General features: G+C 61.8%; 13 protein-coding genes and 1 pseudogene. 4 read left to right on the plus strand and 10 right to left on the minus strand.

The annotated features are described in order from the left end of the window. Positions 1–141 precede the first annotated feature (141 nt). A pseudogene (locus P0D84_RS18975) lies at positions 142–747 on the plus strand (ATP-binding protein); the annotation flags it as partial. A 333-nt stretch (positions 748–1,080) separates the two neighbouring features. Here the strand turns inward: P0D84_RS18975 and P0D84_RS18980 are convergent. Beyond that, entirely contained in the window at positions 1,081–1,794 is a 714-nt protein-coding gene (locus tag P0D84_RS18980; RefSeq protein ID WP_408338856.1) for a hypothetical protein, read from the minus strand. Positions 1,795–1,979: 185 nt separating this feature from the next. Between P0D84_RS18980 and P0D84_RS18985 the strand changes: the two genes are divergently transcribed. After that, the gene (locus P0D84_RS18985; protein ID WP_408338858.1) at positions 1,980–2,510 is read left to right on the plus strand and encodes a TlpA disulfide reductase family protein; all 531 of its coding nucleotides are present in this window, start codon (positions 1,980–1,982) and stop codon (positions 2,508–2,510) included. 115 nt (positions 2,511–2,625) lie between these two features. Here the strand turns inward: P0D84_RS18985 and P0D84_RS18990 are convergent, their stop codons facing one another. From P0D84_RS18990 to ugpQ, 8 genes are all read right to left on the minus strand, one after another. Then, entirely contained in the window at positions 2,626–3,978 is a 1,353-nt protein-coding gene (locus P0D84_RS18990; RefSeq protein ID WP_408338860.1) for a sigma-54-dependent transcriptional regulator, read from the minus strand. A gap of 16 nt (positions 3,979–3,994) precedes the next feature. Beyond that, on the minus strand, positions 3,995–5,995 hold the full coding sequence (locus tag P0D84_RS18995) for a sensor histidine kinase (protein ID WP_408338862.1): 2,001 nt from the start codon (positions 5,993–5,995) through the stop codon (positions 3,995–3,997). 58 nt (positions 5,996–6,053) lie between these two features. Beyond that, complete coding sequence (locus tag P0D84_RS19000) at positions 6,054–7,334, minus strand: dicarboxylate/amino acid:cation symporter (RefSeq protein ID WP_408338864.1); 1,281 nt, start codon at positions 7,332–7,334, stop codon at positions 6,054–6,056. Positions 7,335–7,774: 440 nt separating this feature from the next. Beyond that, positions 7,775–8,845 (minus strand): ABC transporter ATP-binding protein, encoded by a 1,071-nt coding sequence (locus P0D84_RS19005; RefSeq protein ID WP_408338866.1) that lies wholly within the window; start codon positions 8,843–8,845, stop codon positions 7,775–7,777. Between the two features lie 57 nt (positions 8,846–8,902). After that, entirely contained in the window at positions 8,903–9,694 is a 792-nt protein-coding gene (locus P0D84_RS19010) for an ABC transporter permease (protein WP_408338868.1), read from the minus strand. Continuing rightward, complete coding sequence (locus P0D84_RS19015) at positions 9,691–10,629, minus strand: ABC transporter permease (protein WP_408338870.1); 939 nt, start codon at positions 10,627–10,629, stop codon at positions 9,691–9,693. Before P0D84_RS19015 ends, P0D84_RS19010 begins: the two co-directional genes overlap by 4 nt. Before the next feature lie 246 nt (positions 10,630–10,875). Continuing rightward, complete coding sequence (locus tag P0D84_RS19020; RefSeq protein ID WP_408338872.1) at positions 10,876–11,988, minus strand: ABC transporter substrate-binding protein; 1,113 nt, start codon at positions 11,986–11,988, stop codon at positions 10,876–10,878. A gap of 197 nt (positions 11,989–12,185) precedes the next feature. Beyond that, complete coding sequence (gene ugpQ, locus P0D84_RS19025) at positions 12,186–12,950, minus strand: glycerophosphodiester phosphodiesterase (RefSeq protein WP_408338874.1); 765 nt, start codon at positions 12,948–12,950, stop codon at positions 12,186–12,188. 574 nt (positions 12,951–13,524) lie between these two features. Between ugpQ and P0D84_RS19030 the strand changes: the two genes are divergently transcribed. Next, positions 13,525–14,295, plus strand: a complete 771-nt coding sequence (locus P0D84_RS19030; RefSeq protein ID WP_408338876.1) for a DeoR/GlpR family DNA-binding transcription regulator — start codon at positions 13,525–13,527, stop codon at positions 14,293–14,295. A 14-nt stretch (positions 14,296–14,309) separates the two neighbouring features. On the opposite strand, the gene P0D84_RS19035 is transcribed toward P0D84_RS19030, so the two are convergent. Then, positions 14,310–15,977 carry a Na/Pi cotransporter family protein gene (locus tag P0D84_RS19035; RefSeq protein ID WP_408338878.1) on the minus strand — a complete coding sequence of 556 codons (1,668 nt, stop codon included), beginning with the start codon at positions 15,975–15,977 and terminating at the stop codon, positions 14,310–14,312. Between the two features lie 239 nt (positions 15,978–16,216). Between P0D84_RS19035 and P0D84_RS19040 the strand changes: the two genes are divergently transcribed. Further along, a complete protein-coding gene (locus P0D84_RS19040; RefSeq protein WP_408338880.1) occupies positions 16,217–16,900 on the plus strand; it encodes a histidinol-phosphatase in 684 nt (227 codons plus the stop codon). Positions 16,901–16,916: the final 16 nt, after the last annotated feature.

The following is a 16,916-nucleotide window of genomic DNA, read 5'->3' on the forward strand; positions in this document are numbered from 1 at the left end:
AACGGACCATGCTAGCCACAACTGAATGACTATTTTCCGCTCAGAACTTACGGCTAGCTCAACACCCAAGTCGCAATTGTAAGTGCATGATTTTTCTCAATAAACGTAATTATAGGTGATTTATTCCCGAACATAAACGCGGATGAGTTGCCGGAGTTCGAACGTCATGTGCTGGAAACCCTGCGCGAGCCGCTCGAGGCCGGTCGCATCACAATCTCGCGGGCCGCCCTGCAAGCGGACTTTCCGGCAGCCTGCCAACTGATCGCCGCGATGAACCCTTGTCCATGCGGATGGCGCGGCGATCCCAACGGCCGTTGCCGCTGCACGCCGGAGATCGCGGCGCGCTATCTGCGCAAACTCTCGGGGCCGCCGCTCGACCGGATCGACATTCAGATCGAGATTCCCGCGCTTACGCCGGCGGAGTTGTCGGCACGCTCCAGCGTCGCCGGTGAATCGAGTGCGTCGATCGCACTGCGGGTAAATGCCGCTCGCGAGCGGCAACTAGCGCGCCAAGGTAAAACCAATCGTGAACTGGGCGGGCGGGAAGTGGACGAGGTCTGCCGGCCTGACGCAGCCGGCGAAGCGTTGCTGCGTCAGGCCGGCGAGCGCTTCGGCTGGTCGGCGCGTGCTTACTACAGAGTCCTGAAGGTGGCGCGGAGCATCGCCGACCTCGCCGGCACCGCCATGCCGAGCGCCGCGCAGATTGGTGAAGCCATTCAATATCGCCGGGCTTTTGGGTCGCCATAAGGCGAAAAATCTACTGTCAAGTCTTGACTTATGCACATGTGCGCGTTCCAGATAAATTTTGAAACATCTGAAAGGCGCACGGAAGCATGCGGCCAAATGACATTGATTTAATTGGGTTTTTTTGCACGCCCTGAGTAACCTCACTCTGACAGAATGCCCACCGGATGGGCCTCTGCGGCAAAAAGCGCGGAGTTCTCAACAGAGTTATCCACAGGAGCTGTGAGTAACCAAAAAACCTCAACGTAAACCGGGAATTAGCGCGCGATGCTACGAAGGAACTTTCACTGTGCCCTACGATCCACCGGCGCGCCGAATCGGCCAAAACTACCGCTCTCAATACAGTTGGAACGACGAAAAAAATTGGTCGACCTGCTCCTGCTGCAATGGCTTGGAAGCAATGATCGCGGCCTGATAAACATGTCGGCCGCGCGCGACCAGCCGTGCATAGACGGTACGCGTTTCGTGTTGGGAACCGGCCTCACCGCTCAGCTTCATTTCCAGACCGGGCACCTGACCGCCGGCGGCGAGTGGGATTTGCACCGCGTGCGCGTCTGGCGCGGCGCCGACGTTGCGGGCGAGGCCCGTGCGCAAGAATTCGAGGGCGGCGCGCTGGGTCGCTTGGTCGTCATCAGGCAGCATGACGGTGCCGACCGCGAACACGGCGTCGCCGGCTTCGGCTGTCTGCATCGCCATCTGCATCGGCTTGCCGTCGATCTGGACCGCGCGCTGGTCATTGCCCGGCTTGGCCGGCAGGTCGACCGTGTAGCCGTTGTCGTTGTTCATGATGGTCCGCCAGTCGAAGGTCGGCGAACAGGCTGTCAACGCGCCGCCCAACGCGAGCGCGCAAACCATCGTGCCAAGTACAGCACGCGCCCGCTGCGAGCGAGGCACGCGAGAAGCGGCGCTGGCCGCGCGACCGTGGGCGAGAGAGAAACGTGAGGAACGGCTAACGGAGCGGCCAAACGGGGTGATGGGAATTCGCGTGATTCGCGTGATTTGCAAGGCTACGGGAATTCGGGCGAGGAAGCGAAACGCAGTTCGGAGCATGGAGACGGAAGATCGGACTGACAGGAACGTAAAGCCCTATTATCCCCTCCCGGCCTGCGCTCTGCCGCGCGGCCGGAATGGGGCTACAATAGCTACGCTAGGCCGCACCCGGATCTAACAGTCCAAACGCAATCCAGACCAACGCACTGTCCCGCGCGTTCCGCGCGACTCTCGAGGTTCCGCTCATGAGCTCCACTCCGTCCACCGCCGCACGGCGCGCGAATCCGATTCGCACCATCATCATCGCCGTGGTGGCCGTCGCGATTGCGATTGCTGGCTATTTCGCGTTCGCGGGCCAACAGCGCGTGCCCGATGCAACCTTCACTTTGCTGTCGGGCCAGAAAATTTCGACCGCCGACCTGAAAGGCAAGGTCTATCTGGTCAATTTCTGGGCGACCAGCTGCGACACCTGCATGAAGGAAATGCCGCAAATGGTCCAGACCTATAACCGCTTCAAGGGCAAAGGGCTCGAATTCGTCGCCGTCGCGATGAACTACGATGCGCCGATGTACGTGGCCAACTACTCGCAAACCCGCCAGTTGCCATTCAAGGTGGCGATGGACGACGGCTCGGCCGCCAGGCAGTTCGGCAACGTCCAGCTCACGCCCACTACATTCCTGGTCGACAAGGACGGTAAGATTCTGAAGCGCTACGTCGGCGAACCGCAATTCGCGGAACTCGACCAGTTGCTTGAAAAAGCGCTGAACGCGGCCTGATTGCCACGTGGTTGCCGCCTCATTGCCACGAAAAGCCTGAAAAGCCTGAAAAGCACCCTGATTCAAACACGCCGGCGCCGGAGTCATACCTCCTCGCCGCCGGCGCTCCAAATCCTCACCGCTCCCCTTCCCCTTTGGCCGCGAGGCCATATCGCTTGATCTTCTCGTAGAGCGTCGCCTTGCCTAGCTGCAGCCTGTCTGCCGCAGCTGCGACCACACCGCCGGCCTGCTCCAACGCCTCCGCGATCACCGCCCGCTCAAACTGTTCGACACGTTCCTTCAACGGTTGCGTCGCGACGCCCTCGTCGTTGAAAGACATGACCGGATCCTCGGCGACCCCTAGCACGAAGCGGTCGGCGGCATTGCGCAGTTCGCGCACATTCCCTGGCCATTCGCGCTGCATCAGGCTCGCACGCTGCCGGTCCGTGAGAATCGGCGCAGGGCGTTGGTAGCGCACCGCAGCGTCCAGCAGGAAGTGTTCGAACAACGGCACAATGTCCTCGCGACGCTCGCCCAAGGGCGGCAGCGCGATCGTCACCACGTTCAACCGGTACAGCAAGTCGCGACGGAACGAGCCGTCCGCGACATGCTCGGCCATGTCGCCCTTGGCGGCGGCCACCACGCGGCAATTCACGCGGATCGGCTGATTCGAGCCGAGCCGTTCCAGCACGCCGTCCTGCAACACGCGAAGCAGCTTGACCTGCAACGCGAGCGGCATGCTCTCGATTTCGTCGAGGAACAGCGTGCCGCCCGAAGCATGTTCGAGCTTGCCGATCCGGCGTTTTGCCGCGCCGGTGAATGCGCCGGGTTCGTAGCCGAACATTTCGGACTCGAACATCGGCTCTGGAAGCGCGCCACAATTCACCGCGATAAACGGCTTGTCACGTCGCGGCGACAGCTCATGCAGACTGCGCGCGATCAACTCCTTGCCCGCGCCGGTGTCGCCGTTGATCAGCACCGACGCGTCGGTCGGCGCGATATTCGCGATCAGCCGCCGCACCTGCTCGATCGCCGGACTGCGGCCGATAATGCGCGGTGCCACCGTGTTCTGCCCGGCCAGCTCACGGCGCAGCGCGAGGTTCTCCAGCACCAGCTTGCGGCGCTCCAGCGCACGTCGCACGGTTTCGATCAGATGCTCGGATGCAAACGGCTTTTCGATGAAGTCATAGGCGCCGTCACGCATGGCCTGCACGGCCATCGAAATATCGCCATGACCGGTGACCAGAATCACCGGCACGTCGGGCGCGCGCTCATGGCACTGCGCGAGCAGTTCGAGACCGCTCGCGCCGGGCAAGCGAATATCGCTGACCACCACGCCGGAGAAATCCGCGCTGATCATCTTTGCCGCCGATTCCGCCGAGGCATGGCCGATCACGTCGAAGCCCGCCAGCTGCAAACTCTGCACGCTGGCGCGCCGCACCAGTTCGTCGTCTTCGATGTACAGCACTTGCAAGCCGTGGTTCAGCATGTCGTTCTCATCTGATTCAGGAGCCCGTGGTGAGCGGGTCCGATGTATGGCTCGTCTGCACGCGCGCGCGCCGCAGCGTCAACACGAATAATGCACCGCCGTCCGGTGCGTTGCGCGCCACCAGGGTGCCGCCGCAATCGCGTGCAATCGACGATGAAATCGCGAGACCGAGCCCCAGCCCCTGGCCCATTTCCTTCGTCGTGAAGAACGGTTCGAACAGCCGCGGCAGCACGTCGTCGGGAATGCCTGGGCCGTTGTCGCGCACGGCGAACGACAAGCTCGTGTCAGCCGCTTCAATCTCAATCGAAATGCGCGGCGGCGTCATCTCCGCGGTTGCGTCGAGCGCGTTGCCGAGCAGATTGATCAGCACCTGTTCGAGCCGCAAATCGTCGCAATGAGCAACCAGCTCGGGATGATCGTCCGAGGGCTTCAGCGGCGTACGCGCGCCGGTGTCGGCATCGAGCAAAACGAACTCGACTTCGACGCCTTGCAAACGCTTTTGCAGCAACGCGATCACGTTGCGCAACGCCCGCATGATCGGCGCACGCGCACTGCGCGGCCGCGCGCGGCCGACGAACAGCTTCAACTGATTGGTGATCTTGCCCATGCGCTCGGTGAGCGCCGCGATCGCTTCAAGATTTTCGCGCGCCGCCGCCTGGTCGCCGCGTTCAAGCAGCACGCGCGTGTTGTCTGAGAAACCGCGCAGCGCCGCGAGCGGCTGATTCAATTCATGCGTGATGCCCGCCGCCATCTGACCCAGCGCGGCGAGCTTGCTGGCCTGGATCAGTTCGTCGTGGGCCGCGCGCAGTTCCTGTTCGGCGCGCGTACGCTCGGCGACTTCCTTCTGTAATTGCTCGTTTGCCTGCGAGAGATCCACGGTGCGCTCGGCCACGCGTTGGTTCAACTCAGCGTAGGCCTTCTGCAGCAGGGAGCGGCTGCGCATCACCTCACGCACGCGGGCGCGGCGCATTCTCCAGTAGAACGCGAGCGACACCAGCGACACGTATCCAAAGCCGGTGACGATGGTTGCATTGCGCGCGTCGGCATCGACCGGATTGACGGGTGACATCGTAATCAGATGCCAGTCCGGCTCGCCCATGCCGCGCCGCGACGCCAGATAGCGCGGGGCATAGCGGCCACCGCCGATGCGCACGATCTGCGCGTTGTCTTCGAGCGTGCGCTCGATGGTCACCGGCAGCGGCGCGATCGGTTGCTGCGCATATTGGCGCGCTTGATAGATCGAATCGGCCACCTGCCCCGACAACGGCCGGATCGTGTGGTATTTCCACGCCGGCATCGACGACAGAAAGATCACACCATGGTCGTCGGCGACAACCAGAGGCTCGGACGCGTCCACGCCCTGGAACCATTCGAGATCGAGTTTGACGACCGCCACGCCGACGATCTTGCCCTCGCGCCGCACCGGCTGCGAGATGTAGTAACCCGGCGCCTGCGAAATCGTGCCGATACCGAAGAAGCGGCCCACGCCGCCCTTCACCGCATCGAGAAAATACGGCCGGAATTGATAGCCCGCGCCGATGAAGCTGCCCGGCCCGTGCCAGTTGCTCGCGGCGACGCAATAGCCGTCGAGCGGAATGATGTAGGTGACCGTGGCCCGCGCGTGGCGGTTGAGGTCTTCGAGATAGAGATTGGCGCGTTCGACGTTGGCTGGACTGGGATTGACCAGCACGTCTTGCACAATGGGATGTTCGGCCAGCAGATAAGGCAGCGATTCGTAGCGCTCGAGCGTGCTTTTCAGCGCGCTCGTAGTGCGATCGACCCGCACCGCGGCGTTGTGCCGCAAATTGTCGATGCCGCGCTGCCATGCGACGCTGTACGTGAGCCCGCACGCCGCCACGAGCCCAGCCACGAGCGCGAAGAGGATCAGCAGGCGGCGCGTCACGTTGGCAATATCCGATCGGTGAGGATCAGATATTGTGGCATAAGGCGGCGCGCCGTCGGCGCGAGCTTGGTCGGCCGGCGGCGCGGGGTCCCGGTGCGCGGCCGCCGCTTTCATCGGTGGGCGTCCGCGGCCGTGATCGGGAGGGTGGCGGAAGTCGTGGCCGTTGCGCGGCTTAAGCGCCAGCCGGCTCTTTAACCGCGACGTCACCCCGCAATGCGGCGTTCAGCTTGTTGCGGTCCAGTTCCTTTTCCCATGCCGACACCACCACCGTCGCCACACCGTTGCCGACGATGTTCGTCAGCGCGCGGCATTCGCTCATGAAGCGGTCGATACCGAGAATCAGCACCATGCCCGACAGCGGAATGGTCGGCACCACGGCAAGCGTGGCGGCCAGCGTGATGAAGCCTGCGCCCGTCACACCGCTCGCGCCCTTCGAGGTGAGCATCGTCACCGCCAGCAGGGTGAGCTGCTGCGTCCACGTGAGGTCGGTGTTGGTGGCCTGGGCGATGAACAGCACCGCCATCGTCATGTAGATGTTGGTGCCGTCGAGGTTGAACGAGTAACCGGTCGGCACCACGAGGCCCACCACCGAGCGCGAGCAGCCGAGTTTCTCGAGCTTCAGCATTAGTTGCGGCAGCGCAGCTTCGGAGGAGCTCGTGCCGAGCACGATCAGCATCTCCTCCTTGATGTAGCCGACAAAGCGCAGGATATTGAAGCCCACCGCGCGCGCGATGATGCCGAGCACGACCACCACGAACACGATCGAAGTCAGATAGAACGTGCCGATCAGCTTGAGCATCGGCAGCAGCGAGCCGATGCCGTACTTGCCAATCGTGAACGCCATCGCGCCGAACGCGCCGATCGGCGCGAGCTTCGTGATGATGCGCACGACGCCGAACAGCACATGCGAGAGGCCGTCGATGAAGTTCGTGACGACCTTGCCCTTCTCACCGGCCGTGGCCAGCACCGCGCCGAACAGCAGCGCGATCAGCAGGATCTGCAGGATTTCGCCCTGTGCGAACGCGGACACGAGCGTGTCCGGGATGAGGTGCATCAGGAAGTCGACCGTGGTCTGGCCATGTGCCTTGGCGGCGTACGAAGCGACCGCCTTGCCGTCGAGCGTGGCCGGGTCGATGTTGAAGCCGACACCAGGCTTCAGCACGTGGGTTGCGATCAGACCGAGCACCAGCGCGAACGACGAGACGACTTCGAAGTACAACAGCGCCTTGCCGCCGACGCGCCCGACCTTCTTCATGTCTTCCATACCGGCGATACCTGTCACCACCGTACAGAAGATGATCGGCCCGATCACCATCTTGATCAGTTTGATGAAGCCATCGCCGAGCGGCTTCATGTCGACGGCGAAGTCCGGTGAAAAATGGCCGAGCGCAATGCCGATGATGATCGCCACGATCACCTGGACGTACAGCACTTTGTGGATAGGTTTCTTCACGATGTTTCCTGCGATATGGGTGAGCTCAAGGCCTGCCACGCTGCGCATCATGCGAACGAAAGTCGTCACGCCTGTGCACGGCATAAGGCCGCGACAAGACGACGAATTCAGAAATACCGGGGAGGGAAATCAGACATCGTTGTCTCCTTGCTTTAGTTGTCGGACCGAGGCGGCCGCGTCTTTTAAATCGCAAGGTCGATGCCAGCTTGATGCACGGCGAATCGCTTTGATTTTTATAGGTTTTTTGGTGTGTTACGGCGTGCGCTGTCCGGGATTCCGGAAATCCGGACGAGGGGTGTCGGGGAATCCGGAATCCTTCGGGCGGCGACCTCGGGAAAACCCGCGGAGCCTTTTGTGCTGCGGGTTTCGCGCACTCCGGGCGTCACAATTCTGGCTTCTGGGCGTCGCTTTCGCTCGCTTCAGGTGCTGCTGTCCGGCTTCTATGCGCCGCCTTCTTCCAGCACCAGCAGGTTCTCGTGCGAGAATCCGAGCGACACCGGCTGCCCCCGCTCGGGCAAACCGCGATTCGGATCGTTGAACACATCGAGCGAAATGACCGCATCCTTCACGCGCGTTCTGATACGCACCACCGCGCCCAGGAAATTCACTTCTTCGACGGTTGCGTTCAGCGTGTTGCGGCCCGGCGCAGCCGGCTCCAGCACAATTGCCTCGGGCCGTAATGCGAGCATGCGTTTCTTGCCGGCGTCGTCTGCCGGCAGTTCTTGCGTGGTGGTCAGTTCCTGACCGTCGACGGCCATCTTGCCGGTTTTCGGGTCGATCACATGCCCCGCCAGAATATTGAGCGTGCCGACGAACGACGCGACAAAACGCGTGCGAGGATAGTTGTAGATCTCCAAAGGCGAGCCGATCTGTTCGACACGCCCCTCATTCATCACGACGATGCGGTCCGAAATCGACAACGCCTCTTCCTGGTCGTGCGTCACGAAAATCGACGTGATGCCCAACTCCCGCTGCAGCGCCCGAATGTCTTGCCGCAACGAAATGCGAATTTTCGCATCGAGCGCCGACAGCGGTTCGTCGAGCAACAGCACTTGCGGCTTGCCGGCAAGTGCGCGCGCCAATGCCACACGCTGCTGCTGACCACCGGACAATTGCCACGGATACCGTTCACCGAGATGCGGTAGCTTGATCAGTTGCAACATCTCCTCGACGCGCTTCTTGATCTCCGCCTGCGGACGATGCGTGATCTTCAATCCAAAGCCGATGTTATCGGCCACAGTCATGTTCGGAAAGAGCGCATACGACTGAAACACCATGCCGACCTTGCGCTGCCGCGTGCGCAAATGCGTCACGTCCTTGTTATCCAGCCGGATGGTGCCGCGCGTCGGCGTTTCGAAGCCGGCGATCATCCGCAGCACCGTGGTCTTGCCGCAACCGGACGGCCCAAGGAACGTGATGAATTCGCCGCGCTCGATCTTCATGTCGAAGTGATGCAGCGCCGTGTTCGCCCCAAAGGCCTTATGCAGATTTTCGATCTCAAGGAATGCCATGATTCGCTGCCTCAGTGGTCAAACTCAGTGGTCTAACCTAGTCATCAAACTTAGTCGTCAAATTTTCTGGCCGCTAAGCGCGCGGGCCGAGCCGAATACCTGAATCAACCCCATCGACGCCCACGTAATCACAAACGCGATGATCGCAAGCGCCGACGGTTCATACGCGCGGTTCGCACCGATCAGTTGCAGATATGGGCCGAACGCGGGGCGGTCCAGCAGACTCGCCAACGTGAATTCGCCGATCACCACGGCAAAGGTGAGAAACGCGCCGGACAGAATGCCCGAGCGGATATTCGGGAAGATCACCTTGAACAGAATCGTCGGCCAGTTCGCACCGAGACATTCGGCAGCTTCGGTCAGCGAACGCACGTCGACCGCGCGCAAACCGGCATCGACCGCGCGATACATATAGGGCAGCGAGAGTGTCACGTAACCGAACACCAGTAACAGGTCGGTCGCGCGTTCGTTGCCGGTGAGCGGCAGAATCGAGCTGCTGTTATAGATCCGCAGATAACCGAACACGATCACGATCGCCGGCACCACCAGCGGCAACAGTGTGATGAATTCGACGACCGGCCGCAGCTTCGGCAACCGCAATTGCACGTAGTACGCGGTCGGCACCACCAGCAACACGCCGACAATGATCGTCAGCACTGCCATCAGGATCGAGTAGCCGAACGAGGCCTGAAACCGCGGATCGCCCAGCACGACGCTATACGCTTCGAAGCTATAGACGCCGCGCTTCATGCGCAGGCTGAATTCGAACGTGGCGAGCAACGGAATCAGAAAGTACAGCGAACCGACAATCATCGCGGTCCACGCGCCCACACGCGATTGGCCTTTCATCGACGCCCCCTTTCAGCGCGCGAACGCAACCAGATATAGCCGCCATTCGACAGACCCGTCACGAGCACCATGCCGAGGGCGAGCGCGTAGCCGAGATTCGCGTTGTGCATCACGTCGCCGCGAATCTGCGCGTACAGCAGGATCGTGACGATGTTCAGCGAACTGCCGGTCAGCGCATAAGCCGTGGCGACCGCGCCGAACGAATTGGCGAACAGCAGCAGCGTCGCGCCGAGCACGCTCGGCCACAACACCGGCAACGCCACGTGGCGCCAGTATTGGAAGGCCGTGCCGCCGAGGCAGTCGCAGGCTTCACGCCATTCGCGCTTCAAGCCGTCGAGCGCGGGCGTGACGATCAGCACCATCAATGGAATCTGGAAGTACAGGTAGGTCAGCGTCAACCCCGAGAAGCTCAAGACGCTGAAGCCCGTCGAGTACAGATTGAAGCCGAGGTACTTCTTCAGCAACACGGTGACGAGACCGACGCGCCCCAGCGTGCAGATGAAGGCGAATGCAAGTGGCACGCCAGCGAAATTCGAAGCGACGCCGGAGAACGTCATCAACGTAGGACGAATCCAGCCCGGCAGTTTGCCTTGCACCGCCGCCCACGCGAGCAGCGAGCCGATCAACGCGCCGCCGAGCGCGGAGGCGGCGCTCACCTTGAAGCTGATCCAGTAGGCGTCCATCACCGTGGGCTGCAGCAGATCACGGAAATTGGCGAGCGTGAAGTGGCCTTGCGAATCCTGAAATGCGCCGACCATCAGAAAGCCGGTCGGCAGAATCAGGAACAACAACGCGAAGGTAAAAAACGGCACCACGCCGAGCCACGCAAGGAACTGCGACGCGCGGCCCGGACCGTCGACGCGAGGCGTTGGCGTGGGCACAGGCGGAACCAGCAATTCCGGCTGCACCGATCCAGCATCCGATGAAGCACTCATAGCTCACCCTTGGGGCTTTTTCCGGCTAACGCCAGGCGCGCCGCTCTCGTTGAGCGACGCGCTACCTTGGAAACTACACATCTCGGTTAGGCGCGGCGGCTCGTGCAGCAGCTTGCAAATGCTCGCTGCTCCGCTGCGGCCGCAACCGCTTTTGCTCATCAATCGTGGCTGGACGCGGTCGCTAATTCGTCGCCGTGGCAGCTTGCGCGACGAACCCGATCCGTTCGCGGACATGCGCCACGCCGACTACTTGACGTTCGCACCGACCACTTCGTCCCAATGCTTCGTGATGGTGTCTTTGGTGGCGTCCTGTTGGGACAATGTCGGGAACACCACGTTTTTGTAAGACGACGGCGGCGGCAGCTTGTCGAGCAGCGCCTGCGGCACCTTCTTCTGTGCCACCAGTTCGTTATAGCGCATCGGATGGCAATAGCCGGTCAGCCAGCCGATCTGGCCTTCGTCGGAGTACAGGTATTCCATCCAGAGCTTGGCGGCATTCGGATGCGGCGCATAGGCGCTGATTGCCTGAACGTACACACCGGCGACCACGCCCGTTTTCGGAATCACCACCTGCACCTTCGGATTGCCCTTGAGCGTGTCGCGGTCGGCCAGCGCGTTGTAGTCCCAACGCACGACGATCGGCGTGGTGCCCTGCGCGAGCGACGCGGCCTTGCCGATCACCGGCACGAAGTTGCCGTTCTTGTTCAGATCGGCGAAGTACTTGAGGCCGGCCTTGTCCGCCTTGCTTACATCGCCCTTGCTTTGCGAGAGGCCCGCGGCAAACACGGCCTGGATCGCCTGATTGGCCGAACGCGGGTCGCCGGACAGCGAGACGGCATTTTTATAGTCTGACTTGAGCAGATCGCTCCAGTCGGACGGCGCCTTGTCGATCATGTCGGCGTTCACTTCAAACGCCAGCACGCCGTAGTAATCGCCATACCAATAGCCATCGGCATCTTTCGACTCTTTCGGAATCGAGTTCCACGACGCAACCTTGTACGGCTGCAGCAGACCCTCGGCCTTTGCGCTCGGACCGAACGACAGACCCACGTCGATTACGTCAGGCGCTTGCGGACCCTTATTGCCCTTGTTCGCCTTGATGGCTTCGATTTCGTCGCCCGAACCCGCATCCGGATTCAGCTCGTTGATCTTGATGCCGTACTTCTTCTGAAAGCCGGCCACCAGTTCGCCGTAGTTGCACCAGTCGTGCGGCAACGCGATCACGGTGAGTTGGCCTTCCTGTTTGGCGGCTGCGACCAGTGCGTCGAGCGGCGCGGCCGAAGCGCTGCTCACGCCTGCTGCGGCGACACCCGCAGCGGCCGACATCGAAAGTAAACGAGCTAACGCGGTGCGCTTCATAGTCTTCCCCATCCTTTGCCGAAATTGCTACGTTTGGAAAATTTCTAGTTTCTAGCTCTGTTGGCACACGCCCCCGCAAGCGCGCATTCGCGCCATGCTCGGTCCGGATTCACCGGCGCCTAAAACATGGCGAGTGCCCGGGCCGGGTTCTCCGGGGCTTAACCCATGGTATGCGCCGGGTTCCAGTTCCCCAGCGCTCAAAACATCGCGTGTTCCAGTCTGTCGATGCGATCCGTACAAATCATGTCGACGCCCCATTGTGCGAGCAGCCGCGCCCGCTCAGGATCGTTCACCGTGTAGGCCAGCATGCGCAACCCGGCCGCCTTGATCTCAGCGACCAGAGGCTCGGTCAAATACCGGTGGCTCGCATGCAATGACACGCAGTCCAGTTCCCGCACGATGCGCAGCCAGTCAGCCGGCACTTCTTCGAACAGCATGCCGCGTTGCAGCGAGGGCGCCGCATCGCGCGCCGCTGCGAGCGCCTCGAACGAAAACGATGAAAGCAGCGGCGGCGTCTGCCCTTGCCATAGAGTCAGTGCACCGCTTGCGACGAGGCGCCCGGTGATCTCGTCACGGCCCGGGCAAGGTTTGATTTCGATGTTGGCGGCAAGACCATCCCGTGCGCAACGCCCAGCCGCCTCGGCGAGTGTCGGCAGGTGCGTGCCGGCGAACTGCGGCCCGAACCAGGCGCCGGCATCGAGCGCGGCCAGTTGTTTCCACGTGTGTTCAGCAGCGGCGCCTTGGCCGTTGGTCGTGCGTTCCAGCGTGTCGTCGTGGAGCAGAAAGAGCTGGTTGTCGGCGGAGAGTTTGGCGTCGAATTCGACCATGCGGTAGCCGTAGCGCACGCACGCGTCGAAACCGGCCAGCGTGTTCTCCGGCGCCAGCGTGCCGCCGCAACGATGCGCAACCAGCTTCGGATAAGGCCAGTCTGCGGATAAGGTGCGATCAATCCCGTTTCCCACGTCTCGTTACCTTCCAGTTAGAGCGGGTTAAGTATGCTCTCGACACGTTCCCGGCTGCCACTGCCGCCATCCCACTACAGCATCGTGCAGCGTTTACGCGTGAGCCCCGTGCGTAGTATCGCGCCAAGGGCGACGCTGCGGTAGCTGGCCATATGGCCAGCGCCACGCCCGCATCGCGACGGTCAGCGGCGCGTCCGCCCAGCAATCTTATTGTCAGGATGCCGAACCGTGCGGCTTCCAGGCAGCGTCGCGCGCTGCAGCAAATGGTTCAGGCGGCGGATCCCAAGATCCATTATGGCGTCGGCACGAGTCAATCAAATTGCCAAAAAGCGTCGCAAAATGCTCGGAATCGGACATTTCAAATTCCTTTCCGAACATTTGATGTTCGAAAATGGCGCCGTGCTTCGATCTGCGAAGGCTAAGGTGAAATACACAAACTTGCAAGCTGCCAAAAAAATACAACACAATCGGCTAAAGTAGTACGCTTGACATCGTCCGGACACACATCCATGGCCACGATGACACGATCAAAAACAAGCCGTGTGAGCGCGCGTTCACATCCAAGGGAAAATGCATGTGGCAGGAAGACCGTCATCAGAGAATTCGCGCGTTGCTGTCCACGCTTCAACGCGTGTCGACCGAACGGATCATGGCGGATCTCGGGGTGTCGCGCGAAACCGTGCGGCGCGATCTGCTCGACCTGGAAGCGCTGGGTGAATTGCGGCGCGTGCATGGCGGCGCGATCAAACCCGCTGACGAAGCGCCAATCGCCGAGCGCGCCCACATGCGTGTCAAATCCAAAACGGCGATCGCCAAGGCGGCCACGGGGTTGATCGCGAGCGGCCAGACGCTTTTCATCGATGCGGGCACCACCACGGCGGCACTCGCTGAAGAGCTGGCGAAGCTGGCGAACCTGACGATCGTCACCAACTCGATCGACGTCGCGCTGAAAATGCGCGGCGCCGTGGACCAAACGGAAGCCGCCAACGAAGTGATCCTGCTGGGCGGTTCGATCAGCGATCGCGCCATGGCGACCAGCGGCGCCACTACCGTGCTCGACATCCAACGCTATCGGGCGGATATGGCCTTGCTCTCGCCGGTCGGCATCGATCACCGGCATGGCGCGACCAACTACGATCATGCTGAAACCGAAGTGGCGCGCGCCATGGTCGCCAACGCAGACCGCGTGGTGATCCTCGCCGACTACAGCAAGATCGGTCAGCGCAGCCGGATCTCGTACTGTCCGGTCGATCGGATCGATGTACTCGTCACCAACAAAAAGGCGGCCGAAGCCGCCGACTTTGCGTCGCTCAAAAAGAAGCTGGAAGAGATCGTTCTGGCGTAGGCGTAGGCCTCGCCCTACTCCTTCACATGCATCGTATCGAGCACACGCTTGCGCAGGCGCGTGTCATGCAACGCGCCGGCTGCGTCGAGCACCGGATAGGCCGTTGAACAAAACAGCGAGTTGAGCCGCTTCATGTCGCTGATCAGATCCAGATGCAACGCACTGGTCTCGATGCTGCGCAAGGTTTGCCCGGCAAGCCGGTCCAGGTGCTTGTATGAATACGCGCGCTCCAGGTCGCGAAAGCGCTCCTTCTCCGCCAGCAGCCGTTCGGCACACCGCAGATCGTTGTTCAGAAACACCGACAGCCCAAGCTGCAGATTGCTGACGAGCCTAGCCTGCAGGTCGTCCAGTTCGCCTAGCCCTTCCTCCGAAAACGACAACCGGTGCGCGATCTTCTTTTCCTCGATATCGCCGACGATCCGTTCGATGATGTCGCCCGCATGCTCCAGATTGATCGTCAACGCGATGATGTCGGTCCAGCGGCGGCTGTCGGCTTCGTCGAGTTGCTCGCGAGAGATCAGCGTCAGATAGCTTTTGACCGCGGCGTAGAGCTCGTCCACGTCGTCGTCCATACGGACCGTTTCGCGCGCCTTCTCGATGCTGTTTTGATGAATCAGTTCCGCGACGTTATCGAGCATGGTGCGCACGATGTCGCCGATGCGCAGCACCTCCCGTGCGGCATGCGCGAGTGCGAGCGTGGGCGTGGAAAGCGCTGCGGCATCCAGATGCAGCGGCCGCAGTTCGCCGTTCGGCAGCGGCCGGTCGGGCAACACCCGCGTACAGATGCGCGCCACCGGATCGACCAGCGAAAGGCATGCGCAGCAACGCAGCGTGTTGTAGATCACATGAAAGCCAACCACCGCCTCGCGCGGATTCGCGATCAGCACCGGCAGCCCGCGTGCAAGCAGCGGCGCAAACGGCAGGATCAGCAAAGCGCCGGCCAGCTTGAACGCCAGACTGCCCAAGGCGAGGCGCCGCGCCGCCGCGTTCTGCGCGACCGTGCCCATCAGCGCGAGCAGGCCGCTGCCGAGGTTCGCGCCGATCACGAGACACAACGCCACCTTCAGTGAAATCACGCCGGACGAGGCAAGCGTCGCCGTCAGCAGGACCGCCGCGAGACTCGAATAGGACAGCACCGCAAATGCCGCGCCGACTAGCGCGTCGAGCATGGTGTCGCCGGTCAGCGCACCGAACATCACGCGCACGCCGGCGCCTTGCATCATCGGCTGCGCGGCTTCGACGATCAGATGCAGCGCCAGCAGAATCAAGCCGAGCCCGATCAGCGTACGGCCGACCTGGCCGAGGCGGGTTTGCTTGCGCGACAGAAAGAGCGGCACGCCGAACAGAATCAGGATCGGCGACAGCCATGACAGATCGAGCGTGAGCACCCGCGCCATGAGCGCGGTGCCGACGTCGGCGCCAAGCATGATCGCGAGACCGCTGGTAAGCGGCAGCAGACCTTGCGCAGCGAACGACGTGACGATTACCGCCGTTGCATTGCTGCTCTGCACGAGACTCGTGACGCCGACGCCCGCGAGGAAGGCACGCCAGCGGCTGCTGGTGCTGTGCCCGAGGACGCTGCGCAGGTCGGTCCCGAGCACGCGCAGGATGCCGGTACGTACGATGTGCGAGCCCCACACGAGGAGCGCCACACCCGCTAGAAGGTTAAGGAGAATCAACATAAGGCACTGCGCATCCGTCCTGCTGCCATGACCCGAACCGCATGCCGCGTGAGCCGGCACCCGGGATGTTTATGACAGTAGTGTTGCACATTTTTGCCATATTGTAATTTTGTGCTTTTAAATATAGCCTCGTGCAAACTGTAGATTGCTGTGTGTCAGCTTGCGGTGTACCGGCTCATCGTCCGAAACACGATCCACTCGATCACTTTGTTTTGCCCACGTCATCACGAGGACTCTGGATGAGCCGCAACCTTGCGCTGTTCGACCTGGACCATACGCTGCTGCCGCTCGACAGTGATCAGGCGTGGGCTCACTTCATCGCCAGATTAGGTATAGAAGGCGCTGCGCGGCACGCGGAAGAAATCGACAATTACTATCGGCAATACGTGGCCGGCACGCTCGATATGGCGGCCTATCTGAACTACACATTGGCGCCCCTGGCTCGCCACTCCCGCGAACAACTCGACGCATGGCACGCTCAGTTCATGGAGAAGGTGATTGCGCCGGCCATCCTGCCGGCCGCGCGCGAACTCGTGCAACGTCATATCGAAGCGGGCGACCTGTGCTGCATCGTCACCGCGACCAATGTGTTCATCACGAAGCCGATCGGCAAGGCACTCGGCTTCGACCATCTGTTGGGCATCGACCTCGGCACCGAAGGTGGCGACCCTTTGGCGCGCTTTACCGGAAACGCGATCGGCGTGCCGACCTTCCGCGAAGGCAAGATCACGCGTACGGAGAGCTGGCTGGCTTCGCTCGGCCAGCGGCTGCAGGATTTCCCGCAGAGCTGGTTCTATAGCGATTCGATCAACGACATCCCTTTGCTCGAGCGTGTCACCCATCCGGTCGCCACCAATCCCGACCCGCGGCTGCGCGCCATTGCCACGGAGCGCGGCTGGCCGGTGATCGAATTATTTCGCTGAGGGCTGGCTGCGATCT

The organism is Paraburkholderia sp. RL17-337-BIB-A (assembly GCF_046025895.1).
In the GTDB taxonomy this organism is placed as follows: domain Bacteria; phylum Pseudomonadota; class Gammaproteobacteria; order Burkholderiales; family Burkholderiaceae; genus Paraburkholderia; species Paraburkholderia fungorum_C.

Bases quoted from the DNA above. Each gene is read 5' to 3' on its own strand.
- P0D84_RS18985 (WP_408338858.1), top strand. From the start codon at position 1,980: ATGAGCTCCACTCCGTCCACCGCCGCACGGCGCGCGAATCCGATTCGC.
- P0D84_RS19015 (WP_408338870.1), bottom strand. From the start codon at position 10,629: ATGAGTGCTTCATCGGATGCTGGATCGGTGCAGCCGGAATTGCTGGTT.
- P0D84_RS18995 (WP_408338862.1), bottom strand. From the start codon at position 5,995: ATGAAAGCGGCGGCCGCGCACCGGGACCCCGCGCCGCCGGCCGACCAA.
- P0D84_RS18990 (WP_408338860.1), bottom strand. From the start codon at position 3,978: ATGCTGAACCACGGCTTGCAAGTGCTGTACATCGAAGACGACGAACTG.
- P0D84_RS19010 (WP_408338868.1), bottom strand. From the start codon at position 9,694: ATGAAAGGCCAATCGCGTGTGGGCGCGTGGACCGCGATGATTGTCGGT.
- P0D84_RS19020 (WP_408338872.1), bottom strand. From the start codon at position 11,988: ATGAAGCGCACCGCGTTAGCTCGTTTACTTTCGATGTCGGCCGCTGCG.
- P0D84_RS19030 (WP_408338876.1), top strand. From the start codon at position 13,525: ATGTGGCAGGAAGACCGTCATCAGAGAATTCGCGCGTTGCTGTCCACG.
- P0D84_RS19035 (WP_408338878.1), bottom strand. From the start codon at position 15,977: ATGTTGATTCTCCTTAACCTTCTAGCGGGTGTGGCGCTCCTCGTGTGG.
- P0D84_RS19040 (WP_408338880.1), top strand. From the start codon at position 16,217: ATGAGCCGCAACCTTGCGCTGTTCGACCTGGACCATACGCTGCTGCCG.
- P0D84_RS18980 (WP_408338856.1), bottom strand. From the start codon at position 1,794: ATGCTCCGAACTGCGTTTCGCTTCCTCGCCCGAATTCCCGTAGCCTTG.
- P0D84_RS19005 (WP_408338866.1), bottom strand. From the start codon at position 8,845: ATGGCATTCCTTGAGATCGAAAATCTGCATAAGGCCTTTGGGGCGAAC.